The organism is Nonomuraea sp. NPDC005650 (genome assembly GCF_040605375.1).
In the GTDB taxonomy this organism is placed as follows: Bacteria; Actinomycetota; Actinomycetes; order Streptosporangiales; family Streptosporangiaceae; genus Nonomuraea.
Genome location: NZ_JBEXCR010000008.1, coordinates 294,481 through 316,375, shown reverse-complemented (window position 1 = coordinate 316,375; position 21,895 = coordinate 294,481). Strand labels below are relative to the sequence as shown.

The following is a 21,895-nucleotide window of genomic DNA, read 5'->3' as shown; positions in this document are numbered from 1 at the left end:
GGGGTTCCGCTCAGCGGCCGAGCAGGCCGTTCCACTTGGCGGTGAAGGACTTGACCTCGGCGTCGGGGACCTTCTCGTACTTGGCGAGGATCACGTTGGCCTGGCCTACGGACTTCACCAGCTCCTGGTAGGTGTGCAGCCCGTCACCCGTCGCGACGCCGTCGCGGTAGGAGGTGAGCCCGCCCTCGGCCACCGCCCGCTGGCCCTCCTGGGACAGGACGAAGTCCACGAACAGCTTCGAGGTCGCCGGGTGCGGCGCCTTGGCGGCGATGCCGATGCCGCGCGGCAGCACGACCGTGCCGTCGTCGAGGAAGGAGATCGCCAGCAGGCCGCCGCTCTTGGCCACCACGGGGTACGCCGGGGCGGCGCTGACGAAGAAGCCGGCCACGTACTCGCCGGAGGTGATCTTCTCCAGCTGGGTGCCGGACGAGGTCTCCGGCCTGGCCAGCGGCAGCACCGACTGCAGCGAGGTCCAGGAGTCGGGGCGGGCCGTGGTGAAGGCGTGCGAGACGGTGAAGCCGAACGCGCCGCTCACGTCCCGCGTGGTGATCTTGCTCTTGTACTGGGCGGGGTCCTTGGCCAGGATCGCCGCCAGGCTCTTCAGCCCGGTCGGCTTCTCGGGCAGCAGCGAGGTGTTGTACGCGATCGACAGCGGATCCGTCGACATGGCGTAGACGTTGGGCAGCGGCTCGCCGAAGTCCGGGAGCTTGCCCTTCTCCGGTGAGGCGTACTCCATCAGGGTGCCCGGCCGGGCGGCGAAGTCGGCCCACGCCTGGGCGGCGTTCGACACGACCAGGTCGGCCGGCGAGTTGCCGGTGGCCTGCTCGCTGAGCACCCGCTGGAACACCTCGTCGCTGTCCAGGTTGTTGGCCGCGATCTTCGTGACCCAGGGGTACTTCTTCTCGAAGTCCCGGAAGATCGGCGACCAGTTCTCCTGGTCGGTGTTGGAGTAGATGGTGAGGGTGCCGCCCTCCTTCTTGGACGCCTCGATGAGCTGGGCGTAATCGCCCGGGTAGTAGGACGGGGCCTGTCCCGTCGCGATCGTGTTCGGCGGCGGCTGCTTCGCCGCCGCGTCGCCATCACTGCCACCACCGCCGCAGGCCGTGAGAAGGCCGAGCGCGAGTACGGCGCCGCCGAGGGCGCGGAAGGTGGGGTGGAAGGTGGTCATGTGCTTCCTCCTTGACCAGGCGAGACCGACCAGCCGTCGCCTGCGATGCCGCACACTCTGCTTCGTTATAACCTATGACGTCAAGCCTTCGTTTCCGGAATGTAACGCGACAAGCCTTCTCAACGTCTTATATCGGCCACGCTACGAGAGTGTTGCGCACTTGCAGAGGATCCCTGTTCTTGCCGACCGGCCCGGATGGCGGTGTAGGTTATAACCGTCACCGACGAGACAGGACAGCGATGAGCGAATCAGCGGCCGACCTCTACACGACGAAGGCGGACTACGCCTATCTGCGCGTCAAGGAGCTGATCCTGTCCGGGAAGCTGGCCCCCGGCTCCGTCATCGCGCAGGCGCAGCTGGCCCGCGACATCGGCATCAGCACCACTCCCCTGCGCGAGGCGCTGCGCCGGCTCAAGAGCGAGGGGCTGGTCGAGCTCGACGCCCACCGCGACGCCCGCGTCGCGCCGCTGGCCGCCGAGGAGGCCCGCGACCTGCTGGAGCTGCGGCGTTCCCTCGACCCGCTCGCGGTCGCGCTGGCGGCCGAGCGCCGCACCAAGGCCGACATCGCCGCGATCCGCGCCGCCCACGAGGGCCTCGAACCCCTGCCCGGCAACCCCGCGTACGAGGAGCTGGTCGCCCACCGCAAGTTCCACGCCGCCCTCTACTCCGCCTCGCACAACGACCTGCTCATCCAGACGCTCGACGGGCTGTGGGACAAGGCCGACCGCTACCGCCGCCTCGCCCTGGAGGTCGAGCGCGGCCAGGCGGCCCGCGACAGCAAGGCGGCCGAGCACGAGGCCCTGCTGGAGTACGTGATCGCCGGCGACGTGGAGTCGGCGGCGGCCGTCATGCGCGAGCACATCGACACCAGCCTCGGCGCCCAGGCCGCCTGGCGGCTGCGCAAGCATGACTCCGCCCCTGGTGCGGAAGGTTCGCCCGGCCGGCCGTGAACAGCCGCCGGCTCCACGACGATGAGCGGAGTCGGCGAATTGCCGGTTTTGTGCTGTCTATACCCTTGCCGACGTGGAATTCCAGAGAGGTCTGGCGTTACTGGTCGCCGGCGCGTTCTTCATGGAGATACTCGACGGCACGGTGATCACCCCCGCCGCGCCGCACATCGCCGCGGAGCTCGGGATCGCGCCGATCGACGTCAACGTCGCGATCACCGCGTACGTGCTCACCATCGGCGTGCTGATACCGATCAGCGGCTGGCTGGCCGACCGGTTCGGCCCGCGCCGGGTGTTCACGGCGGCGATCGCGCTGTTCGTACTGGCCTCTCTCGCCTGCGCGATGGCCCCGAACCTGCCCGTGCTCACGGTCGCGCGGGTGGTGCAGGGGGCGGGCGGGGCGATGATGGTGCCGGTCGGGCGGCTCGTGGTGCTGCGGACGACGGAGAAGTCCGATCTGGTCCGGGCGATCGCGTACCTGACCTGGCCGGGCCTGTTCGCGCCGGTGCTGGCCCCGGTCATCGGCGGGTTGCTGGCCGACTACGCGTCCTGGCGGTGGATCTTCGTGATCAACGTGCCCCTCGGGCTCGTGGCCCTGTTCGTGGCGCTGCGGATCGTGCCCGACCTGCGCCCCGACGCCCCGGACCCGCTGGACCGCCCGGGGTTCGCGCTCATCGCGGTGGGTGTCGCCGGGCTGATCGTGGGGCTGGAGGGGCTCGGCTCGGGGTTCGGCCCGGCGACGGCGGTGGCGCTGGCGGTCGCCTGCGCGGGCCTCGGGCTGGCGGTGCGGCACCTGTTGCGGGCTCCGCGCCCGCTCGTCGACCTGCGGATCCTGCGGGTGACGACGTTCCGGGCCACGGCGGCGAGCGGGTCGGTCTACCGCGGCGTGATCATCGCGATCCCCTTCGTGCTGCCGCTGCTCTTCCAGCTGGGGTTCGGCTGGTCGGCGGCGCAGGCAGGGCTGGTGGTGATCGCGCTGTTCGTGGGGAACGTCGGGATCAAGCCCGCCACCACGCCGCTGATGCGCCGGCTCGGGATCCGCGCCATCCTGCTCTGGTCGATCGCGATCGGCGCCGTTTGCCTGTTCGGGATGGCCTTCCTCCAGGCCACGACCCCGCTGCCGGTGATCCTCGCGCTGCTGCTGGTGAGCGGGATCGTCCGGTCGACGGGGTTCACCGCGTACAACAGCGTGGCCTTCGCCGACGTCGACCAGAACCGGATGAACCACGCCAACACGCTGCTGTCGACGCTGCAGGAGCTGGGCGCGGGCCTCGGCGTGGCCGTCGGCGCGCTGCTCGTCCGGCTGGGCGAGGCGGTCCCCGTGGCAGCGGGCGCCGCCGGGCCGTACCGCGTGGCTTTCGTCCTGCTCTCGATCCTCCTGGCCCTCCTGGCGATCCCCGCGCTGCTTCTCCCCCGCACGGCCGGCGACGTGGTGACCGGCCGCGCTTAGGCCCGGCGCCGCCCCGTTGAGCGCGCCCGGCCCCACCGGCGGGTACGACGCGTGGCGGCTCAGCGGAGGTTGGCGTCGAAGTTCGCCAGGTAGGCGTTGATGAAGTGGTCGCGCACCCCGTCGGTGCCGGGCGCCAGCACGTCGGCGGTGCGGCCGTTGAGCCGGTCGGCCAGGCCCGCCACGAGCGGCATCTTCTTGTCCCGCAACTTGCCCTTGGCGTCGAAGTAACGCTCCTCGGCCACGTGCTGGAACAGCGGCGGCGGCGGGAGCTGGGCGACGACGTCGTTGTTGTTGACGAAGCGGAACATCCGCCCCCGGAACGCCTTGTCGTAGGCGGCGGCCAGCACCGGGCAGCAGGTGCGGGGCTGGCCGAAGGTGTAGACCCCGTCGGCCAGCAGGCTCGGGTCCTCGAAGTACGTACGCGTCGCCGCCAGCATGGCCAGCGCGCCGCCCAGGCTGTGCCCGGTGAACCACAGTGACTGCCCGTCGGTGCGCCAGTCCTCCAGCGTGTCCAGCATGGCCGGGTGCACCACGTCCAGGGCGCGGTAGAAGCCGGAGTGGATCATGCCGCTCCCCGCGGCGTACGGCGTCAGCAGCGTGTTGGCGTCCGACAGCCAGTCGCGCAGTTCCTCTGGCTGGGTGCCGCGGAACGCCGCGATGATCATGCGATCGTTGGCCGCGATGTACGCCTGCGTGTCCACCAGCGGGAACGGCGGGACGTGCGGCACGCGGAAAGAGGCCACGCGGTCGAAGCCCCAGCTGTTCGCCACAGCCTCGACCCGCTGCTCGTCCTTGTAGGCCAGCTCAGCGGCGTAGGCCAGGCAGCGCGCGTGCGCCAGGCTGTAGCCGGTGGCCGCGTGATCGAAGCTGATCGTGGTCATGTGTCCCCCTCGGTGGGGGGAGCTGCTGGTCCGGCGTACGACTCACATCTATCACGCGGGATCGTACGGGCTTGTGGTGCCACGCCCGCGTCGGCCCGATACGTCTCCTGTCTCCGGCCGGAACGGCATGGAACGCCTTAGTCAGCACAGGGGGGGCGCCGCACGAACACGGCGCCTCGAAAAAACGGGGGCGGAGGAAAACAAGCCCATGGAGAATCTCTTCCGATTGATGCTCACCCGGCCGGCCGTGGCCCAGGACCCGGGCAATCCCAGCATCCCGCTGGGCCAGGACACGCCGTTCCAGCAGTCGCTGCGCGAGGCCGTCGGGGCGGCCCAGCGGCGTACCGCCATAGAAGCGGCCGCCACCGCGTACGTGGCGGGGCCGGACTTCATCGGGGACCCGGCCGACACCCCGCTGGGCGCCGAGCTCGACCGGCTCACCGCGCGCCTGGACGAGATGGAGAACGTCGACGTGTGGCTCAGGTGCGGCTGACGAACATGGCCACGGCGCTGAGCGCCTTCCACGGCAACCTGCGCGAGCGGGTGGCCCCGTCCCCGCCGATCATCGGGGAGGCGGACACGGGCGGCGCGGGCGCGGGCGACGAGGAGCCGACCGGCGGGACCACCGACGTGGTCAGCGCGCCGGTCGCGCAGTCCCTGTTGCAGACGCCCGCCCCGGTGCTGCGCGGCCGCACGGAGTTCCGGCCGACCCCGACGCCCGAGGTCGGGTTCGTGCTGCTGCCGACGGCCAACCAGCAGCTGTCCGCGGCCACCCGTACGCTGCTCACCGAACGCGGCCTCGACCTGACCGCCGTGCCCCTCGACCGGCTCACCCACCGGCTCGAAGCCGACCTGGCCACGACGGTGACCCAGCTGGAAACGGTCGCGGGACACCCGGTGCGCCAGTCCTTCCTGCGCGTCGGCGAGGCGCTCGTCACCGTGCAGACCCCCGTCACGACCGGCTGGGGCACGCTCGGGACGGGCGGCACCGTCCCGCTGCCGCCGATCCCGCTGGACGGCCGCGTCCCCCACACCAAGGGCGAGGTCGCCCCGGCCGGCATCGCCGGGACCGTACGTGCGCTTCTTCGAGTGGGAGCACATGACCTTCGTGACCTACCGTTCCTATGGACTGAGCATAAGTGGCACGTGCTCAGCCGAACGCTCCGAACGGTGGTGAGCGTTCTGGTCGCCCGCGTTCGCGCCGCGTCCGGGCGGCACGGATCGCGTCCGTGGTCCGGGGATGCGGGGGCGGGGTCCCTCACGCCCGCGGGCGTCCGGTCCGGCCTGGACGGTCCGATGCCCCTGCCCATCGCTCCGGTGAGCAGGGGGCGGTGCCGTCCGACGCCGGATCGCATGCCCTTGGGCACGTCTGCCGATCGCCACGGCGGCTGCGTCGTGGCGGCTGGTAGTGCGGGTCTTGCCGGTCAGTGGGGCCTGCCAGTGCTGAGCACCCCATTTGGAGGTGTAGGCGGGGTCGGCGGCGATGATCGCGATCCCGCTCTGGTCGGCCATTGACGTCAGTCGGGCGCGCAGCCTGCTCGTGGGCATGCCGGAGATCAGCTTGCGGAAGCGTTTGCGGCGGCCGTGCTTTTCCCGGGTCTTGTCGGCTTCGAAGTCGAGGTCTTCGATGGCGATGGTGTGCACGCCGCAGGTTTTAGCCCAGTGCAGCAGCCGGGTCAGGGCGTGGCGGACCTGGGCGTCGCGATGCTCGGCGTTGCCGGACAGGTCGTAGGTGAAGCGGCGGGGGTTGCCGATCGGGTTGCCGTGGGCATCCAGACGCCAGGCGGCCAGGTGATCGGCGTTGGTGTCCACGCCGATCACGCCTGCGGCGAGCGCAGCCGAGAGGGGCACAGTCGGGGCTGCAGGAAGCTGCCAGGAGGCGGTGATGTACCAGCGTCCGCGTTGCGCGTCCAGGTGGATGCGGTAGGCCACCGCCCGGTTAGCCTCGATACGATCCCGCCATGCCACACCCCGGTGGGCGAAGGCCACCCGGCAGGCCAGCGCATAGCGGCCGTGCGGCGCGTTCGCCAGGTGCGCCAGCGGCGCGGGCAGCTTGATCGACACCTCGCCGGTCGGGGTGACGCGGATGGTCTCGTTGCCGTAGCGTTTGCCGGACTCGCCGTCGGCGGCCAGAAACCAGCGCTCGGCCTCCCACCGCTGCCGCCACCCGTCCTCGGTGAGCCCGGCGGCCTCCAGGTGGTGCCGGGTCCGGGCGAGCCGTTTGCCGCCCCGCACCACACGGACCCACCCGGTCTGCTGGTCGGCCCGCCGCCGCTTCAGCCGATCGTGCAGCAGGTGTAAGCGGCGGGACTTGGCGAACCACTCCCGCCCGGAGCGGTAGCCGCCCGGCTCCTTGCCGGTGCCCTTCGTCCCGACGGGCAGGGACAGCCGACGGGTGATCGTGGCGATGGCGGCCTGGAGGTCGCGGATGTGGTCGGCCTGGCCGCGGCGGGCCAGCGCCCACTGATCGTGGGACGACTTGGTGATGGCCCCAGCCCAGCGCGCCGACGACTGCGCGGTCAGGTCGCGCTTGCGGGCCGCCCAGGTGTCGGCGCAGTGCTCCAGCCTGTCGGCGCACCTGGTCTTCAGGTCGGCGGAGGCCAGCGCGCCCAAATGCGCGCCGACCAGGCGCAACATCTTGTCATCCTCCGAGGTGAGGTGTTTGAGCCGGTCGCGGACGGCGACGCCGGACGGGCCGGGCACGACGAAGGCGGGCGCGATCGGGCGCAGCTCAGCCATGCTGAAGGTGCTCCGGCATGATGCCAGTGCGGTCGGTGACCGGCCGACGCGCACGGGCGGTCAGCGCTGCTGGATCGCGGCCGAAGCACGCCGACATGACTGGCTCACCCCCGGGATTTCACGCTGAGTTGCCGTAACGATACCAAGAGTTGACCCTGCCGGGTAGAACATGTGCGCGACAAGTCTCGGGGGATGCGCAGCGTAGCTCCACAGACTGAGCCGGAGTCCGGGAGGGGTGCGCACCGGCGCGACAGCATGCGGATCGCGACCGGCCCGCTGCTCACCGGGAAGGCATGGCCATGGTCATTCCCAAGAATCCCGCGATCGCCGCGAAAATGCCCGGCAACGCCATCGCCTACGTCCACAGTCTCAAAACCCGCCTGCTCACCCAGCTGATCCCGAACGGGCGGGAGGCGGAATTCACCGTCCAGCAGATCTTCGACGCCCACATGTGGGTGCTGGAGTCGTTGCGCGTCGACCGCTCCGTGACGGTGGGCGACCGCCTGCTCGGCGACTTCCGCCTCCTCGCCAGGGCCCGGGGCGAACGCCTCGAACTACGCATGCCCACCGCCGCGGCCTTCACCCGGCAGGGCGGATGGCCGGTTCTCGTGGGCGTTCAGTAAGAGGATTGTTGAACAATGCTACGATCAGCCCCATCCCGCGCCCCGCCGCCGAAAGGACATCCTTGACCAGCGTCGAAGACACCGTGCGCGCCTGCGCGACCAGGGCCAGGCAGAGCTGTCCCTCCCTCGAGCGCGCGACGGACACCGGCATCGACACGGCGCTGCGCGGCATGGCCGAACGGCTCAGGACCGCCCGGCACACCCTCATCTCCGCCAACGAGCAGGACCTCGCCGCGGCCGCCTCCGCCGGAATGTCCCCCGCCCTCCAGGACCGCCTGCGTCTGACCCCCGACCGGCTCGACGCCATGGCCGCGGAGCTGCGCACCCTGGCCGACGTGCCGTACGAGCCCCGCGACAAGGTCCTCGAAAGGCGCCCGGACCACCTCACCCTGCTGGAGCGCCGCCGCCCCGTCGGCGTCATCGGCGCCAACTTCGAAGCCCGCCCCAACGTCACCCTCGACATCGCCTCCCAGCTCCTCAAATCACGCAACGCGGGCGTCCTGCGCACGGGCTCCGCCGCGCTGCGCTCGTCCCAGGCCATCGTCGGCCACGTCGTCGCGCCGGCCCTCGGCGAAGCCGGGCTCGACCCGGACGCCGTCCAGCTCGTCCCCAGCGAGGACCGCGCGGCGGCGTACGCGCTGGTGGCCCTGCCCGAGCTCATCCCGCTGGTCATCCTGCGCGGCAGCGGCGACAGCACCCGCGACCTCGGCCGCGAGGCCGCCCGGCACGGCGTGCGCACCCTCGCCCACGCCGACGGCGGCGGCGTCCTGTACGTGCACCCCAGCGCGACCGACGACACCGTCCACCGGCTCATCGCCGACAGCCTCGACCGGCTCGGCGTGTGCAACCGGCTCAACCTGCTGCTCATCGACCGGTCCGGCTACGACGAGCGGCTGCCCCGCGTCCTCGAACTCCTGGACCACCTCGACATCACCGCGTCCCTCCCCCCGCACGCCCACCCCCGCGGGTACGAGTGGTCGCTCGACCCGGACCGCGCGGCCACCGTGACCGTCGACGTCGCCGACGGCCCGCTCCACGCGGCCCGGATCGCCAACGAGGAGACCTCGGGGCTGGCCGCCGCCGTCGCGTCCGAGGACCCGGCCGCCGCCACGCGGTTCATCGACGCCTACACCGGCTCCGGGGTCTTCTGGAACTCCACCACGCGGCTGCTGGACGGGTTCAAGCTGCTACGGCTGCCGGAGACCGGCATCAACATCGACCGGGTGCCCGGCCCGCGGGGGCCGGTGAGCTTCCGCGACCTGTATCTGCGGCAGTACGTGGTCGTGCCGAGCGACCACCTCGCCCCCTGACCGGTCGGCTCGGGCCTTGGTGAAGTAGGCGGCGCTCTCCGCGTCCACCGGGTAGTACGACTCGATCGCGATCTCGTCCAGCGTGATGTCCGTCGGGGTGCCGAACGTGGTGGTGGTCGAGAACAGCCGCAGTTCCCGCCCGCCGAAGCGGAAGATCATCGAGATCACGACCTCGGACTCGACCGGGCGGCTCACGTCCTCGGGGCCGGGCGCCAGCAGTTCCTCGTAGAGCCCGGCGAGCTCGGGGTCGGGGGCGGCGGCGAGCTGACGCCCGATCCGGGCGCGGAGCACCGCACGCACCTCGGCCAGATTGACGATCCGCGGAGCGAGCCCACGCGGGTCCAGCCCCAGCCGCACCAGGTTGATCGGCGGTCGCAGCAGCTCGGGCGCGACGTCCGCGAGGAACGGGTCGAGAGCGCGGTTGCTCATCACGATGTTCCACCGGCGATCGTGGACCAGCGCCGGGTACGGCTCGTGCGCACGGAGCACCCTCTCGACCGCGCCCCAGGCCGTCGACAGCGCCTCCCCGCCGGGCGGCCGCTCGGCGTACCGGGGTGCGAAGCCGGCGGCGAGCAACAGCCGGTTGCGCTCACGCAGCGGCACATCGAGCTGATCCGCGAGCCGGAGGATCATGTCGGCGCTCGGGTTGGACTTGCCGGTCTCCACCAGGCTGACGTGACGAGCCGAGACGTCGGCGGCGATCGCGAGATCGAGCTGGCTCAGACGCCGGCGGTGCCGCCACTGCCGCAGCAGCTCTCCGACCGTGTGCATGACCGCCGATGCTACTCCTCGTGCCGCGATGCGCCATGAAATGGGAGTTCATCGACACCCGTCGCGGCGGCCGGAACACTGCCGCCATGACCACTGAGAACAAGAGCATCGTCCAGCGGGCCCTGGCGGGACTGGTCGAGACCGGCGACGTCGCCGCGCTGGAACCGTTGCTTCGCGAAGACTTCGTCCACCACCGGCCGGACTCGACCTCGTCGACCAAGGCCGAATGGCTCGCCGCCGTCGGCGCCGCGCTCGTCCCGCTCGCCGGCATGCGGGTCGAGGTCCAGCACGTGCTGGCCGACGGCGATCACGTCGTGATGTACTCCCGGCGCCGGCTGCCCGGGGCCGGCCCGGAGATCGCGGTCGTCGACATCTGGCGGCTCGACGACGGGCTGATCGCCGAGGCGTGGGAGATCATCGAGCCGGTGGCCCAGGCGACCGCCAACCTCACCTGGTGGGAACCCACCGGCCACTGACCCCGGCCAGGGGCGGCCGGAATGTCCTTGAACCGACACCCCGACCGCCCCGGAGAAGCCTCGCCTGAGCGAGTGACAGCGGCACCGTGCGCGCGCGCGTTCAGGCGGACGGCACCAGGTTGCGGCGGCCCAGGAACACCAGGCCCGCCGCGGCCAGCGCGGCGGCCACCGCGGTCAGGCCCAGCAGCGGCGCCACCGACGAGGAGGCGTCGCCCAGCAGCATCGCCGGCACGTGCACGAACGGCGAAAGCTCCAGGACGGCCCCGGTGGCCAGCTTGAACTCCGCCAGCAGGTCCACGACCAGGAAGAGGCCCAGCGCGGTCCAGCTCACGGCCACCGCCAGCCGTGGCAGCAGGCCGAACACCAGCGTCGCGATCCCGACCACGGTCCAGACCGCGGGCAGGTACGCCAGCGTGGCCCCGGCCACGCGGACCACGTCGCCGTCGTAGGTGAGCCCCGCAGCCGCGCCCAGCACGGCCAGCAGCAGCGCCGGGCTCACGACGGCGAACACCAGGTGGCTCAGCGCCCAGCGCAGCCGGCCGACGGGGGTGGACAGCAGGAGTTCGGCCCGGCCGGCCGCCTCCTCGCCGCGGGCGCGCAGCGCCGACACCAGGGCCGCGCCCGTGACGAGCTGGCTGAGCACGTACATCACGAACGTGAAGAACACGTCCGAGATGCGGGCGCCGGAGCCGCCGACGGTCGCGGCCAGCTGCTGGAACTGCGGTGTGTCCAGCTGGCTGTCCAGCCCGCGCGCCGACACGCCGAGCATGGCGCCCAGCAGCCCGAACCCGATCGCGAAGCCCGCGAGCGTGCTCCGGTGCAGCCGCCCGGCCAGGCCGAACGCGCCAGGCAGCGCTCCGGTGGCGGGCCCCTGGCGGACGGGCATCAGGCCGCCGGCCACGTCACGCCGGGTGGACAGCACGAAGGCGGCCGTCACCACGGCGGCGACGAACAGCGCGATCACCCCCAGCACCCACCAATGGTCGTCGGCGTAGGGCTTGGTCAGCCGGACCCAGCCGAACGGCGACAGCCAGGCGAGCCAGCCGATGCCGCCGCTGTCGGCCAGCGAACGCACCGCGAAGAGCAGGCCGCCGACGGCCATCGCGATGCCGCGCGCCGTACCGGACGACGAGGTGAGCTGCGCGGTGACCGCGGCCACGGCCGTGAACGCCCAGCCGCCCCCGGCGATGGACAGCCCGAACAGCAGCGAGGAGCCCGCGGGCAGGCCGTTGCCGACCAGGCTGAGCACCGACAGCAGGCCCAGCAGCAGGTTGGCGGCCAGCACGACCGCGAGCGCGGCGGCCAGCGGGGCGTGGCGGCCGATGACGCCCGACGACAGCAGCTCGCGCCGGCCGGTCTCCTCCTCGACCCGGGTGTGCCTGGTCAGCAGCAGGATGCTGATCAGCCCGCCGATCAGCGCGAGGGACGAGCCGAGCGTCCAGGCGGTCAGGCCGCCGACGCTCGAGTCGTAGATGTGCCCGCGCATGGCCAGCTGCGCGGGGTTGCTCGACGAGGCCGCCGCGAAGGCGTCGCGGGCGGCCTGGTCGGCGTACAGGTCGGTGGTGGCGGAGGCGATGCTCGCCGGCATCAGCGCGGTGATCGCGATCCACACCGCCAGCAGCACGCGGTCCCTGCGCAGGATGAGCCGGATCAGCACCCAGGTGCCGGTCATGCTGCGGCTCCCTCGTAGTGGCGCAGGAACAGCTCCTCCAGCGTCGGCGGCTGCGTGGTCAGGGTGCGTACGCCCGCCCTGGCCAGCTCGGCGAGCACCGCGGTGAGCGCGCCGCCGTCCACCTGGCAGCGCAGCCGGGCGCCGTCCATGGTCAGATCGTGTACGCCGGGCAGCGCGGCCAGGCCGGGCGCGGGCCCGATCAGCTCGGCCGTCACCGAGGTGCGGGTGAGGTGGCGCAGGTCGGCCAGGCTGCCGGACTCGACGGTACGGCCGGCGCGGATGATGCTGACCCGGTCGCACAGCGTCTCGACCTCGGAGAGGATGTGGCTGGACAGCAGCACGGTGCGGCCGTCGCGCTTCTCGTGCAGGACGCAGTCGTTGAAGACCGCCTCCATCAGCGGGTCCAGGCCGGAGGTCGGCTCGTCCAGCACCAGCAGCTCCACGTCGGAGGCGAAGGCGGCCACCAGCGCCACCTTCTGCCGGTTGCCCTTGGAGTAGGTGCGGCATTTCTTGCGCGGGTCGAGTTCGAACCGGTCGAGCAGTTCGGCACGCCGCGCGGGGTCGAGGCCGCCTCGTACCCGGCCCAGGAGGTCGATGACCTCGCCACCGGTGAGCGAGGGCCACAGGGTGACGTCGCCGGGCACGTAGGCGAGCCTTCGGTGCAGCTCGGTGGCGTCGTGCCAGGGGTCGCCGCCGAGCAGCTCGATCCGGCCGCCGTCGGCGCGCATCTGGCCCAGCAGGATGCGGATCGTGGTGGTCTTGCCCGCCCCGTTGGGGCCGAGGAAGCCGTGCACCTCCCCCGTCTTGACGGTGAGGTCGAGCCCGTCCAGGGCTCTGGCCTGGCCGAAGGTCTTGACCAGGCCGTCGACGTGTACCGCGGCGTTCATTGTTGTCCCTCGAACTTCTCGAGCCCCGTACGCGCCTGTTCGAACAGCTCGCGGCCGAGGAATTCCGGTTTGATCAGGTCAAGCTGGGCCTTGCCGACGCGCAGCGCGCCCTGCGGGGCGTAGAGGTCCGTGCCGAGCGCGCGGGAGACGTGCTCGTGCAGCACCGTGATGCCGAGCTTCATCGCCGTCAGCACGGTCGCGCGGGCGCGGTGGTCGGCCTCGGAGTGCTGGTCGTCGTTGGCGAGATGCTGCTCGGTCACGCTCACGAGGTCGTCGAACATGGCCGCGGCCGCCGGGGAGCCCTCCACGAGCGCGCGGCCGAGGTATTTCATCAGGGGCGGCGCGGTGCGGTGGACGTGCTCGATGAATTCGGGCTTTTCCAGGTTGTGGTCGCTGACGCCCGCGGTGACCTGCTCGCGTACGTAGCTGAGGACGTACTCGTCGCAGGCCTCCCTCAGCGCCTCCTTGGTGCCGAAGTGGTGCTGCACCAGGCCGGGCGAGACCTTGGCCGCCTCGGCGATCCCGCGGATCGTGGTGGCCTTGACCCCTTGCTCGGCGAACAACGCCATCGCGGCGTCCCGGATGCGGGCCCGCGTTGTGAGGTCCTCTTCAGATATTGGTCGCACGTCCAAGATTCTATACAGATGTATTGGATGCCATGCAAGCGTTCAAGGAACAATCCACAGATACTCCGTTCTCGGGGCCGCCGCCCTCATCGGCGGCACCGCCTCCCCCGCGGCCGCCGTGAGCGGCTGCTCCAAGACCGCGAGCACCGACCACTCCGTGAGCGTCAGGTGCACCAGCGGACTTGAGACCTACTTCCGCGTGTACGGCTACTTCTGCTCCACCTCGTCCTGCTCCTACCTGCCGGGCGGCCTGGTCTCCGTGGGCAGCACGAGCAAGGTCACCAGCGGCGCCTACTACAGCGGCAAGTGGTACGTGAAGGGCTGCTACGTGACCGACGGCTGCTGAGTCACCGGGCCTGGACCTCTCCTCACGGGTTCAGGCCCTCGGCCTTTGTCTTCAGGCGGCCACGTTGATCCAGTAGCGTCGCGCAGGACCGAGCGCGGTGTCCCGGACGCCTTCGAGGACGCCGCCGTGGCGCTCGATCGTCTTCACCGAGGCGACGTTATCGGCCGCGCAGACGAGCAGCACCCGGTCCATGCCGAGTGCCCGCGCCTCGTCGAGCATCCGGCCCAGCGCCCAGGCGGCCAGCCCGCGCCGGCGCGCGGACGGCCGGACCCCGTAGCCGATGTGGCCGGCCCACCGCACGAACTCGCCGGACCCGTGCCTCAGCGCGATCCCGCCGAGCACCTGGTCATCTTCCACGATCCACCGGTACGTGCACGCCGGCTCGCCGGCCAACCGCGCCACCCAGGCCGCGAACCCGGCCGGCGACTCGACCTCGTCGGTCGCCAGCAGCCCGAAGCCGTCCTCGTGAACGCCGGGACCCCACTCGGCATGCGCGTCGAGCCAGGCGGTGTGCAGCCGCGCGGCGGGCGCGATCAGGTCGGGCACACCGCGACTCTATCGATCGAGCCCGACGCGCCGCAGCGCCGAGGCCCGTCAGTTTCGGCCGCAGCAGCGGGCGTAGAGGTCGCGGGCGCTGGCGTGAAGGAGCTGGCCCGACTCGCGCCGCATGCCGCCGACCGGCCAGGCGGCGCCGAGCACCTCGACGGCCATGAGGTCCGCGTACAGGCGTCGTCCTTGGGCTCGCACGTCCTTCGCGACGGCGGGGTCGACGAGGGCGATCATGGCGGCGGCGTACATCCATCGAGATCGCCACCGCGCCAGGGCGATGCCGCGCTCCTGCCGCGTCGTGGCGTCGCGCATGCCCGTGCGGACGTCCTCGACCGCGGTGGCCAGCGCCAGGACGGCCTGGCGAGCCCGTTCCCGGCGGGCGGCGCGGCGCCGGATCCTCCACCGGACCAGTGCCGCGCAGGCTCCCAGCAGCAGCACGATGCCGATCGACGCCATCCCCGCAGCGCCCCACGGTCCGGCCGCGTCCGCCCCAGCGGTGTCTGCAAGCATGTCCGGACCATACGGGCCGCGGGGCCAACAGCCGATCAAGCGCGGCACTTCCCACGATCAAGATGGCCGCCCGTCGGGCGTATGTTCCAGGGGGCGCCGGCGTCCATCAGCGTGCGGCGGACGGGATGAGGCGCCGGTTGCGGACGAGCCAGATGGCGCGCTCCAGGTCAGGGGTCATGTAGCGGTCGTCGCCCAGAGGCGCGACGTACCGCCTGAGCTCCGCGTGCAGGGCCCGCGTGACGGCGCCGAGCGGCAGGCCCGCCATCTGCTGCGCGATGAGGTCGATGCCCTGCGCCGCCATCAGGTATTCGACGGCCAGGATGATCGCGAGGCGGTCCAGGTTCTCCTGGAGGTGCCTGACCGAGGCCATCGCCATCGTGTTGTGGTCCTCCTGCCCGTCCTTGACCGGCCGGGACAGCGTTCCCGCCGGCGTGGCTCTGGCCTGCATCTCCGGGATCAGCGCGGCGGCCACCGTCTGGACCTGCACCATGCCGGAGTTGAGGCCGACGGTCCCGCCGGCGAGGTTCGCCGGCAGGCCGTAGCTCCACCGGGGCGACAGCAGCCGCCCGGTCAGCTCCTGCGACAGCACCCCGACGTCGGTGATCTCCGCGTTCAGGCTGTCGGCCAGGTGTCCCATGACGGAGCCGTCCCAGTTGCCGCCCATCACGAACTCGTACCCGCGCCCGTCCGCGCGCTGGAAGACCAGCGGGTTGGAGGTCGAGGAGTTGGCCTCCCGCACCAGGGCGCGGCGCAGGTCGGCCAGCACGTGCCGCAGCCCGGCCATGATGTGCGGCGCCGCGCGCACGGACACCGCGTCCTGGATGCGCGGCTCGTAGTTCGCCGGGTCGAGGCGCCTGCGGCCCTCCTCCGTCATCCAGCCCGAGCCCGAGATCATCGTACGCAGCCGCGCGGCCACCGCGTCCTCCGCGGGAATGTGGCGTTCCTTGTGGGTACGCGCGTCGAGCGACCCCTGCTCGGCCCTCGTCGCCTCCATGAACAGGGCGAAGGCGCCCTCCGCCTGGTCGGCGAGCGCGGTGGCCCGGTACACGGCGTCCATCAGCATGGCGGCCACGACGGTGCTGCCGCTGATGATGGGCAGCGCCTCCCCTGCCTGGAAGACGAACTCCCTGGGCAGCCCGGCCTGCGGCAGGATCTCGGAGGCGGGCCCCTCCCTGCCCATGTAGCGCACGGGCGCCTCCTCGCCGAGCGCCGCCAGTCCCGCGGCGGCCTGCGGTTGCAGGTCTCCGGTGCCCAGCGACCCGATCTGCGGCATCCGCGGTATGACTCCGGCGTTGACCATCGACAGCAGGCGCTGGGGCACCTCGGGCCGCACACCGTACGTTCCCCTGGCCATCTGGTTCGCTTTGAGGATCAGGGCCAGCCTGGCCACGTCGTCGGACAGCGGCTCGCCGACGCCCGCGGCGTGGGAGCGCAGGACGTTGCGCTGGAACTGCTCGGCCTGTTCTGGCGAGAGCGGGCGGTCCTTGAGCGGGCCGAGCGCCTGGTTCCAGCCGTACACGCGCTGCGTGGTCAGGGCGGCGAGCGCCCCCTGGCGCGTCCGGTTCATGGCCGCCGGCACGGTCGCCGCGAGCTGCGCGGTGACGGGGCGGCCCGCGAGGATCGCGAAGGCGTCCCGCAAGGAGAAGGAGCCGCCGTCCAGCACCAGGCTCAGTGCCTGCGGCGCCTGCGGCGGCACCGCGGGCGCCGTCACCGTGGACGGGCGTCGTTCGGGGGTGGCGGTGGCCTGCCCCGGTACGCACACGACGGCGAGCAGAGCCACACCGGCGGCGATTCGTCCAACCTTGGTCGTCAACGTGTCCCCCGGTCTTCCCGACGTAGATCAGCAACGCTCCCTTTTAGGCACGGAACGAGGGGACGCAGAAGACGGCTCGGCAATGGCGGGACAAATGCTGACTCAGCCTCGACCGGAACAATGACCTCCTTCATACCGAGGGCGACCGCATACCTTGTCACGCAAGGTATCGGGTCGTACAGTGCTCATATGCCTGAGGACACCGAGGCGACGCCGGGGTCGGCCACCGTCGCGCGGCTCCGCCGCGAGCTCGCGCGGGGCACGACCGAGCTGGCCGTGCTGTCCGTCCTCGACGTCCGCCGCCGGTACGGCTACGAGCTGCTGAAGCTGCTGCGGCAGGCGGGCGAGGGGGTCCTGGAGGTCAAGGAGGGCACGCTCTACCCGCTGCTGCACCGGCTGGAGGACGCCGGCCACATCCTGGCGACCTGGGAGGCGGAAGGGCGGGCCAGGCCGCGCAAGTACTACGTCATCACCCCCGACGGTCGCACCTACCTCGCCATGCTGCGGGCCGAATGGAGCGGCCTGGTGGACGGCATGCGACAGCTACTCGACACCCTTGGCGAGGTGCAGGAATGAGCGACAACCAGCGGATCATCGACGACTACGTGGACAGGGCCGGACGCCATCTGACCGGCCCGGCCCGGGACAGGGTGAAGGCGGAGCTGGGCGAGCACCTGTCCGGCGCGGCGGAGGCGGGCGAGCTGGCCGAGGCCCTGAGCCGGCTCGGCGCCCCGGAAGCGGCGGCGGCCACGTTCGCCGAGCTCCCGGCCGCGCCGCCCGCCCGCGTGGACACCAGGTTCGCCGCCGTGCTGATCGACAACCTGCCGCTCGCCGGCGTCACGATCGCGCTGCTCGTCCAGGGGCTGGCCCGGGCGCTCGGGCAGGGCGGCGGGTTCGAGCTGGCGTTCCCGCCCTTCGTGTACGTCAGGATCGGCGACGTCTGCGTGTCCCTCTTACCCCTGGGGTGCGACACCGGTGCCTACGACTCCGCCGGGCTGCTCTACACCCTGGGCGTTCCCCTCGCGCTGGCCTGGTCGATCGTCGGCCTGGGCCTGCTGGAGGCGTGGACCGGCACGACGCCGGGCAAGCGCGCGATGAGACTCCGGGTGGTGACCGAGGCCGGGCTGCGCATCCACCCGGTCACCGGCATCGCGCGCAGGCTCAGCCTGCTGCTGGGGCCGTTCGCCTGGCTGGACTGGGCGCCCGTGGTGTGGGGCGACCGGCGACGCGTGCTCGATCGCCTGGTCGGGACCAAGGTCGTGGCCGGGGAGACGCGGTGAACCCCGCCGGCCGGCGCGTCCCGCCCCTCCTCGCGGGCGGGGGCTCCGGGCAGGAGTCGCAGTCGGGTCAGATCATGGCCCGGCTGTCGGTCGTCCAGAGCGTCCATCTGATCGTCAACGCCGCAACCTGTCGTTGTGCGTCGGCGCGCACGCCGTCACCAACCTGCTCGCCCTGGCCGGCGCCGCCCCCTGAGCCTCAGGCGCGGTTGACGGCGCGCAGCTTCCACGGGTGCAGCAGCTTGGTCCGCGGCGCCGGGATGCCGCCGGCGGACCCCGCGTCCTGAAGGGCGGTGGTGAGCCACTCCGTGCTCACGGGCCGGCCGTCGTCCTGCTTGATGAGCGGATCGCCGGCGGATCGGGTGGAGCTCAGCACCCTCAGCCAGGGATGCACCCAGGCGGGGACCGGGAAGCTGACGATGTCGCCTCGATCGTCGCGCATGGTGACGAGCACCAGCGGGTCTCCCGACCCGTGACCCACGGCGTGCAGGTCCTCGCTGCTCAGGCAGGCGAGCGCGGCCGCTCCCGCGCCGGTGGCCTCGATCAGGGCGACGGCCACCGCCTCCGCCACGCGGCCGTCCTCGGCCAGCCGGGAGGCGCCGTGGCGCAGCAGCCGCCGTTCCTGGCGGGTGATCGTCGGCGGGTGGTCGGCGACCTGGGGCTCGCCCGCGGGCCGGGCGACGGCGGCACCCTGCCGGATCGCGCCGATCGACCAGGCGAACCAGTAGAAGGAGGACAGGGCGCGGTGCTTCTTCGTCACGGTCGCGCCGGAGAGGGCCTTGCCGGGGTTGCGAACGCCGACGGTGAGCGCGCCGCTCCGGGCCTGCTCGCAGTAGGCGTCCAGGTGCGCTCCTGTGGCGGCGAGCAGCCCCAGGCCCGGCTCGGCGGCCTGCAGCCAGCGCACGAACGCGGCCAGGGTCTGCAGGCAGGCCTGCCGCGCGGCCGCGCTGGGCCGGTCGCTCAGCCAGGCGGCCACCGTCCGCCGCGTGTGCTGGTCCAGGGAGTCGATGAGCTCGACATCGGCGCGGGGGCGCAATCCGGCGATCTGCCCGACGCCGGACTTGGAGCGCCGGCGCGCGGCCCGGGCCTCGGCCGCCGGCGCGTTCGCTCCTCCCGCGGGCGCGTACGACATGTTCACCACGCGAACGCCGGTCGGGGCGCAGCGGCGCGGGGGTCTCCCCCGCCGACGCGGACGTCGGCGGTGACGTCGGCGGTGACATCGGCGGGGCACGGCGGAACCGCATGGCCGCGGGTCGGCGACGCGGCCATGGCGATCGCTGCCGCGGCCGTCGTGAAGACCTCGCCGCCGCAGCCGGCAGTCAGACCAATCATCATCGTGTTGATCTTCTCATGGATGGAGGGACGGTGGCGTCGCCAATCCGGCCCCGCCGAGGACTTCCCTTTTACGCTCTTTTTCGTGACATATACGTCACGATGGGTAAACACCAGTGCGGGGACGCGCCGCGATTTCGCAGGTGAGCAGCCGAACGGGGAGATCCGATGAAGGGGTACGACGTCGAGGGACCAGCGCTGGAACTCGGAGCCCTGGTGCGTGCGGACGGCACCGCCGACCCCTCCGAGCAGATCCGGATCTCCCTGAGCATGCTGAACCGGCACGGACTCGTGGCCGGCGCCACCGGAACGGGCAAGACCAAGACCCTCCAGCTCATGGCCGAGCAGCTCGCGGCCCAGGGCGTCCCGGTGTTCCTCGCCGACGTCAAGGGCGACCTGTCGGGGCTCGCCTCGCCGGGTACGGCGTCCGACCGCGTCACCCGGCGGGCCACCGAGGTGGGGCAGACGTGGCAGCCCGTGGCCTGTCCTGCGGAGTTCTTCTCCCTGGGCGGCCTGGGAACCGGGGTGCCGATCCGCGCCACCATGACCGCCTTCGGGCCGACGCTGCTCGCCAAGGTCCTCGGGCTCAACGAGACGCAGGAGTCCTCGCTCGGCCTGATCTTCTACTTCGCCGACAAGCACGGGCTGCCCCTGCTCGACCTCAAGGACCTGATCGCGGTCATCCGGTACCTGACCGACACCCCGGAGGCGCTGAGCGGGATCGGCGGGCTGTCGGTGGCGACGGCCGGGGTCATCCTGCGGGCGCTGACCAACTTCGAGGCGCAGGGGGCGGAGGCGTTCTTCGGCGAGCCGGAGATCGACGTACGCGACCTGCTGCGCGTGACGGGCGACGGCAGGGGGATGGTCTCCATTCTGGAGCTGCCCGCCGTGCAGGACCGGCCGCAGCTCTTCTCCACCTTCCTGATGTGGCTGCTCGCCGATCTCTTCCAGGTGCTCCCCGAGGTGGGCGATGTCGACAAGCCGAAGCTCGTGTTCTTCTTCGACGAGGCGCACCTGCTGTTCAACAACGCGTCCAAGGCGTTCCTGCAGTCGATCACCCAGACCGTGCGGCTGATCCGGTCGAAGGGCGTGGGCGTGTTCTTCGTCACCCAGACGCCGAACGACGTGCCGTCCGACGTGCTGGCCCAGCTCGGCGCGCGCGTGCAGCACGCCCTGCGCGCCTTCACCCCCCAGGACGCCAAGGCGCTCAAGGCCACCGTCTCGACCTTCCCCGCGTCCTCGTACGACCTGGAACGGCTGCTCACCGAGCTCGGCATCGGCGAGGCCGTCGTCACGGTCCTGTCGGAGACGGGCGCGCCGACCCCCGTGGCCTGGACCCGCCTGCGCGCCCCGCAGACGCTCATGGCGCCGTCGAGCCCGGACGTGGTCGAAGGCGTCATCGCGGCCTCGCCGCTGCAGCAGAAGTACGGCGCGGCGGTCGACCGCCAGTCGGCCTACGAGATCCTGTCCGCGAAGCTGGCCGACCAGCAACAGGCCGGGGTCCCCGAAGCCCAGCGCGAGCCGGAGCGGCCCAGGGAACCGGCGCAGAAGCCGTCCATGCTGGAGAGCGTGCTGGAGTCGAAGGAGTTCCGTTCCATGGCCCGCTCGGCGGCCTCCGCCCTCGGCCGGGAGATCACCAGATCCATCTTCGGCACCGCCCGCCGCGGGCGCCGCTGACCTGCGGGGTCGCCCGGACCCAGGACGCGGGTGCGGAGGCGGACGCCCTGCTGGGCCGGAAAGCCGCTTTGCCCTCTTGACTGCGCGTGTAAGGTGCTCGAAGTGCCTGATCAGCATCCGCGACAAGGGTGATTCGCATGTCATACCCCTCCCACGATGGCTACGATCGCCGCCCGGCCTCGTCCCGGCCGAGAGTGAATCCCGCGCGAGTGTGGGGAGGCGGCGTGGCGGCCGCCGTGGTGGCCGCACTGATCGTGGTGGTCGGCGTCATGATCAGCAAGAATCTGCTCGGCATCCGCGTGCTCACGCCCGACGGCGCCCCCGCCTACGGCAGCGCGGCGACCACGGGGTACGCGATCTCGGCCGCGGCGGTGGCGCTCATCGCCACGCTGCTGCTCTACATCCTCATGCTGTCCACCCCGGAGCCGACCAGGTTCTTCGGGTGGATCGCCGGGCTCGGCAGCGTGATCCTCACGATCCTGCCGTTCATGAACTCCGCCGGCCTCATCGAGCAGATCGCCACGGCCGTCATCAATCTGATCATCTGCGTCGCGATCCTCTCGCTGCTGGCGTCGATCGGGCGCACGGCCATCGAGGATGTGCCGGATCCGGGGCCGTACCCGTACGAGCAGCCGCGGGGATACGAGCAGCCCAGGTATGAGCAGCCCCGATACGAGCAGCCCAGGCACGAGCGCTCGCGCGACTACGAACAGCGCGGCTATGAGCAGCAGCGCGGCTACGAGCGCCGGGACCACAACCCGTACGACTGAGCGCCGGGGGAAGCGGGATCACACGGCGGCGCCCGGCCGGGTGTCCGGCCGGGCGCCGTGGCGCGAGCCCC

23 protein-coding genes and 1 pseudogene are annotated in these 21,895 nt (G+C 71.8%); 11 read left to right on the top strand and 13 right to left on the bottom strand.

Going from position 1 to position 21,895, the window contains the following annotated elements; all coding sequences use genetic code 11:
- Positions 1–10: 10 nt before the first annotated feature.
- Positions 11–1,168, bottom strand: a complete 1,158-nt coding sequence (locus tag ABZS69_RS16650) for an extracellular solute-binding protein (protein WP_355372414.1) — start codon at positions 1,166–1,168, stop codon at positions 11–13.
- A gap of 239 nt (positions 1,169–1,407) precedes the next feature.
- Here ABZS69_RS16650 and ABZS69_RS16645 point away from each other — a divergent pair, with 239 nt between their 5' ends.
- Entirely contained in the window at positions 1,408–2,118 is a 711-nt protein-coding gene (locus ABZS69_RS16645) for a GntR family transcriptional regulator (protein ID WP_355372411.1), read from the top strand.
- Positions 2,119–2,191: 73 nt separating this feature from the next.
- Entirely contained in the window at positions 2,192–3,565 is a 1,374-nt protein-coding gene (locus tag ABZS69_RS16640; protein ID WP_355372408.1) for an MFS transporter, read from the top strand.
- 59 nt (positions 3,566–3,624) lie between these two features.
- On the opposite strand, the gene ABZS69_RS16635 is transcribed toward ABZS69_RS16640, so the two are convergent.
- The gene (locus ABZS69_RS16635) at positions 3,625–4,446 is read right to left on the bottom strand and encodes a lipase family protein (RefSeq protein WP_355372405.1); all 822 of its coding nucleotides are present in this window, start codon (positions 4,444–4,446) and stop codon (positions 3,625–3,627) included.
- Between the two features lie 208 nt (positions 4,447–4,654).
- Between ABZS69_RS16635 and ABZS69_RS16630 the strand changes: the two genes are divergently transcribed.
- Positions 4,655–4,939: a hypothetical protein gene (locus tag ABZS69_RS16630; protein WP_355372403.1), complete on the top strand. Its 285-nt coding sequence runs from the start codon at positions 4,655–4,657 to the stop codon at positions 4,937–4,939.
- On the opposite strand, the gene ABZS69_RS16625 is transcribed toward ABZS69_RS16630, so the two are convergent.
- Together ABZS69_RS16625 and ABZS69_RS16620 are read right to left on the bottom strand one after the other, a co-directional pair.
- Positions 4,926–5,507 carry a hypothetical protein gene (locus ABZS69_RS16625; RefSeq protein WP_355372400.1) on the bottom strand — a complete coding sequence of 194 codons (582 nt, stop codon included), beginning with the start codon at positions 5,505–5,507 and terminating at the stop codon, positions 4,926–4,928. The two genes, ABZS69_RS16630 and ABZS69_RS16625, sit on opposite strands and share 14 nt — an antisense overlap.
- A gap of 61 nt (positions 5,508–5,568) precedes the next feature.
- Positions 5,569–7,185, bottom strand: a complete 1,617-nt coding sequence (locus tag ABZS69_RS16620) for an IS200/IS605 family accessory protein TnpB-related protein (protein ID WP_355372397.1) — start codon at positions 7,183–7,185, stop codon at positions 5,569–5,571.
- 299 nt (positions 7,186–7,484) lie between these two features.
- Here ABZS69_RS16620 and ABZS69_RS16615 point away from each other — a divergent pair, with 299 nt between their 5' ends.
- Together ABZS69_RS16615 and ABZS69_RS16610 are read left to right on the top strand one after the other, a co-directional pair.
- A complete protein-coding gene (locus ABZS69_RS16615; protein ID WP_355372394.1) occupies positions 7,485–7,808 on the top strand; it encodes a hypothetical protein in 324 nt (107 codons plus the stop codon).
- Positions 7,781–8,731: pseudogene (locus tag ABZS69_RS16610) on the top strand (aldehyde dehydrogenase family protein); the annotation flags it as partial. The gene ABZS69_RS16615 and the pseudogene ABZS69_RS16610, both read left to right, overlap by 28 nt.
- Before the next feature lie 264 nt (positions 8,732–8,995).
- Here ABZS69_RS16610 and ABZS69_RS16605 read toward each other — a convergent pair.
- Positions 8,996–9,889 (bottom strand): helix-turn-helix transcriptional regulator, encoded by an 894-nt coding sequence (locus tag ABZS69_RS16605; protein WP_355372392.1) that lies wholly within the window; start codon positions 9,887–9,889, stop codon positions 8,996–8,998.
- Positions 9,890–9,975: 86 nt separating this feature from the next.
- Here ABZS69_RS16605 and ABZS69_RS16600 point away from each other — a divergent pair, with 86 nt between their 5' ends.
- Positions 9,976–10,365 (top strand): nuclear transport factor 2 family protein, encoded by a 390-nt coding sequence (locus ABZS69_RS16600; protein WP_355372389.1) that lies wholly within the window; start codon positions 9,976–9,978, stop codon positions 10,363–10,365.
- Between the two features lie 100 nt (positions 10,366–10,465).
- Here the strand turns inward: ABZS69_RS16600 and ABZS69_RS16595 are convergent, their stop codons facing one another.
- Genes ABZS69_RS16595 through ABZS69_RS16585 form a run of 3 tightly spaced genes read right to left on the bottom strand, consistent with a single transcriptional unit; the run spans position 10,466 to position 13,550 of the window.
- Positions 10,466–12,037, bottom strand: coding sequence for a hypothetical protein (locus ABZS69_RS16595; protein WP_355372386.1), 1,572 nt, complete (start codon positions 12,035–12,037; stop codon positions 10,466–10,468).
- Positions 12,034–12,924 carry an ABC transporter ATP-binding protein gene (locus tag ABZS69_RS16590; RefSeq protein ID WP_355372382.1) on the bottom strand — a complete coding sequence of 297 codons (891 nt, stop codon included), beginning with the start codon at positions 12,922–12,924 and terminating at the stop codon, positions 12,034–12,036. The genes ABZS69_RS16595 and ABZS69_RS16590 overlap by 4 nt, the downstream gene beginning before the upstream one ends.
- Positions 12,921–13,550: a TetR/AcrR family transcriptional regulator gene (locus ABZS69_RS16585; RefSeq protein WP_355372379.1), complete on the bottom strand. Its 630-nt coding sequence runs from the start codon at positions 13,548–13,550 to the stop codon at positions 12,921–12,923. The genes ABZS69_RS16590 and ABZS69_RS16585 overlap by 4 nt, the downstream gene beginning before the upstream one ends.
- Positions 13,551–13,707: 157 nt before the next feature.
- Between ABZS69_RS16585 and ABZS69_RS16580 the strand changes: the two genes are divergently transcribed.
- A complete protein-coding gene (locus ABZS69_RS16580) occupies positions 13,708–13,896 on the top strand; it encodes a hypothetical protein (RefSeq protein ID WP_355372377.1) in 189 nt (62 codons plus the stop codon).
- 51 nt (positions 13,897–13,947) lie between these two features.
- Here the strand turns inward: ABZS69_RS16580 and ABZS69_RS16575 are convergent, their stop codons facing one another.
- The 3 genes from ABZS69_RS16575 to ABZS69_RS16565 all read right to left on the bottom strand — a co-directional run bounded on the left by ABZS69_RS16575 (position 13,948) and on the right by ABZS69_RS16565 (position 16,768).
- Positions 13,948–14,442 (bottom strand): GNAT family N-acetyltransferase, encoded by a 495-nt coding sequence (locus tag ABZS69_RS16575; RefSeq protein ID WP_355372375.1) that lies wholly within the window; start codon positions 14,440–14,442, stop codon positions 13,948–13,950.
- A 48-nt stretch (positions 14,443–14,490) separates the two neighbouring features.
- Positions 14,491–14,955, bottom strand: a complete 465-nt coding sequence (locus ABZS69_RS16570; RefSeq protein ID WP_355372372.1) for a hypothetical protein — start codon at positions 14,953–14,955, stop codon at positions 14,491–14,493.
- Between the two features lie 106 nt (positions 14,956–15,061).
- Positions 15,062–16,768, bottom strand: coding sequence for an aromatic amino acid ammonia-lyase (locus ABZS69_RS16565; protein ID WP_355372369.1), 1,707 nt, complete (start codon positions 16,766–16,768; stop codon positions 15,062–15,064).
- Positions 16,769–16,957: 189 nt separating this feature from the next.
- On the opposite strand from ABZS69_RS16565, the gene ABZS69_RS16560 reads away from it, so the two are divergent.
- Positions 16,958–17,344 carry a PadR family transcriptional regulator gene (locus ABZS69_RS16560; RefSeq protein WP_355372366.1) on the top strand — a complete coding sequence of 129 codons (387 nt, stop codon included), beginning with the start codon at positions 16,958–16,960 and terminating at the stop codon, positions 17,342–17,344.
- A complete protein-coding gene (locus tag ABZS69_RS16555) occupies positions 17,341–18,048 on the top strand; it encodes an RDD family protein (RefSeq protein ID WP_355372363.1) in 708 nt (235 codons plus the stop codon). Before ABZS69_RS16560 ends, ABZS69_RS16555 begins: the two co-directional genes overlap by 4 nt.
- Before the next feature lie 196 nt (positions 18,049–18,244).
- Here the strand turns inward: ABZS69_RS16555 and ABZS69_RS16550 are convergent, their stop codons facing one another.
- Positions 18,245–19,177, bottom strand: coding sequence for a hypothetical protein (locus tag ABZS69_RS16550; RefSeq protein ID WP_355372361.1), 933 nt, complete (start codon positions 19,175–19,177; stop codon positions 18,245–18,247).
- A gap of 2 nt (positions 19,178–19,179) precedes the next feature.
- On the bottom strand, positions 19,180–19,380 hold the full coding sequence (locus ABZS69_RS16545) for a hypothetical protein (RefSeq protein WP_355372359.1): 201 nt from the start codon (positions 19,378–19,380) through the stop codon (positions 19,180–19,182).
- A gap of 165 nt (positions 19,381–19,545) precedes the next feature.
- On the opposite strand from ABZS69_RS16545, the gene ABZS69_RS16540 reads away from it, so the two are divergent.
- Complete coding sequence (locus ABZS69_RS16540) at positions 19,546–21,054, top strand: helicase HerA-like domain-containing protein (RefSeq protein WP_355372357.1); 1,509 nt, start codon at positions 19,546–19,548, stop codon at positions 21,052–21,054.
- A gap of 137 nt (positions 21,055–21,191) precedes the next feature.
- Positions 21,192–21,824: a DUF6069 family protein gene (locus tag ABZS69_RS16535; protein WP_355372354.1), complete on the top strand. Its 633-nt coding sequence runs from the start codon at positions 21,192–21,194 to the stop codon at positions 21,822–21,824.
- The last annotated feature ends 71 nt before the right edge of the window (positions 21,825–21,895 follow it).

Bases quoted from the DNA above. Each gene is read 5' to 3' on its own strand.
- ABZS69_RS16650 (WP_355372414.1), bottom strand. From the start codon at position 1,168: ATGACCACCTTCCACCCCACCTTCCGCGCCCTCGGCGGCGCCGTACTC.
- ABZS69_RS16645 (WP_355372411.1), top strand. From the start codon at position 1,408: ATGAGCGAATCAGCGGCCGACCTCTACACGACGAAGGCGGACTACGCC.
- ABZS69_RS16635 (WP_355372405.1), bottom strand. From the start codon at position 4,446: ATGACCACGATCAGCTTCGATCACGCGGCCACCGGCTACAGCCTGGCG.
- ABZS69_RS16630 (WP_355372403.1), top strand. From the start codon at position 4,655: ATGGAGAATCTCTTCCGATTGATGCTCACCCGGCCGGCCGTGGCCCAG.
- ABZS69_RS16625 (WP_355372400.1), bottom strand. From the start codon at position 5,507: ATGCCGGCCGGGGCGACCTCGCCCTTGGTGTGGGGGACGCGGCCGTCC.
- ABZS69_RS16620 (WP_355372397.1), bottom strand. From the start codon at position 7,185: ATGGCTGAGCTGCGCCCGATCGCGCCCGCCTTCGTCGTGCCCGGCCCG.
- ABZS69_RS16615 (WP_355372394.1), top strand. From the start codon at position 7,485: ATGGTCATTCCCAAGAATCCCGCGATCGCCGCGAAAATGCCCGGCAAC.
- ABZS69_RS16605 (WP_355372392.1), bottom strand. From the start codon at position 9,889: ATGCACACGGTCGGAGAGCTGCTGCGGCAGTGGCGGCACCGCCGGCGT.
- ABZS69_RS16600 (WP_355372389.1), top strand. From the start codon at position 9,976: ATGACCACTGAGAACAAGAGCATCGTCCAGCGGGCCCTGGCGGGACTG.
- ABZS69_RS16595 (WP_355372386.1), bottom strand. From the start codon at position 12,037: ATGACCGGCACCTGGGTGCTGATCCGGCTCATCCTGCGCAGGGACCGC.
- ABZS69_RS16590 (WP_355372382.1), bottom strand. From the start codon at position 12,924: ATGAACGCCGCGGTACACGTCGACGGCCTGGTCAAGACCTTCGGCCAG.
- ABZS69_RS16570 (WP_355372372.1), bottom strand. From the start codon at position 14,955: ATGCTTGCAGACACCGCTGGGGCGGACGCGGCCGGACCGTGGGGCGCT.
- ABZS69_RS16560 (WP_355372366.1), top strand. From the start codon at position 16,958: ATGCCTGAGGACACCGAGGCGACGCCGGGGTCGGCCACCGTCGCGCGG.
- ABZS69_RS16555 (WP_355372363.1), top strand. From the start codon at position 17,341: ATGAGCGACAACCAGCGGATCATCGACGACTACGTGGACAGGGCCGGA.
- ABZS69_RS16550 (WP_355372361.1), bottom strand. From the start codon at position 19,177: ATGTCGTACGCGCCCGCGGGAGGAGCGAACGCGCCGGCGGCCGAGGCC.
- ABZS69_RS16545 (WP_355372359.1), bottom strand. From the start codon at position 19,380: ATGATGATTGGTCTGACTGCCGGCTGCGGCGGCGAGGTCTTCACGACG.
- ABZS69_RS16540 (WP_355372357.1), top strand. From the start codon at position 19,546: ATGAAGGGGTACGACGTCGAGGGACCAGCGCTGGAACTCGGAGCCCTG.
- ABZS69_RS16535 (WP_355372354.1), top strand. From the start codon at position 21,192: ATGTCATACCCCTCCCACGATGGCTACGATCGCCGCCCGGCCTCGTCC.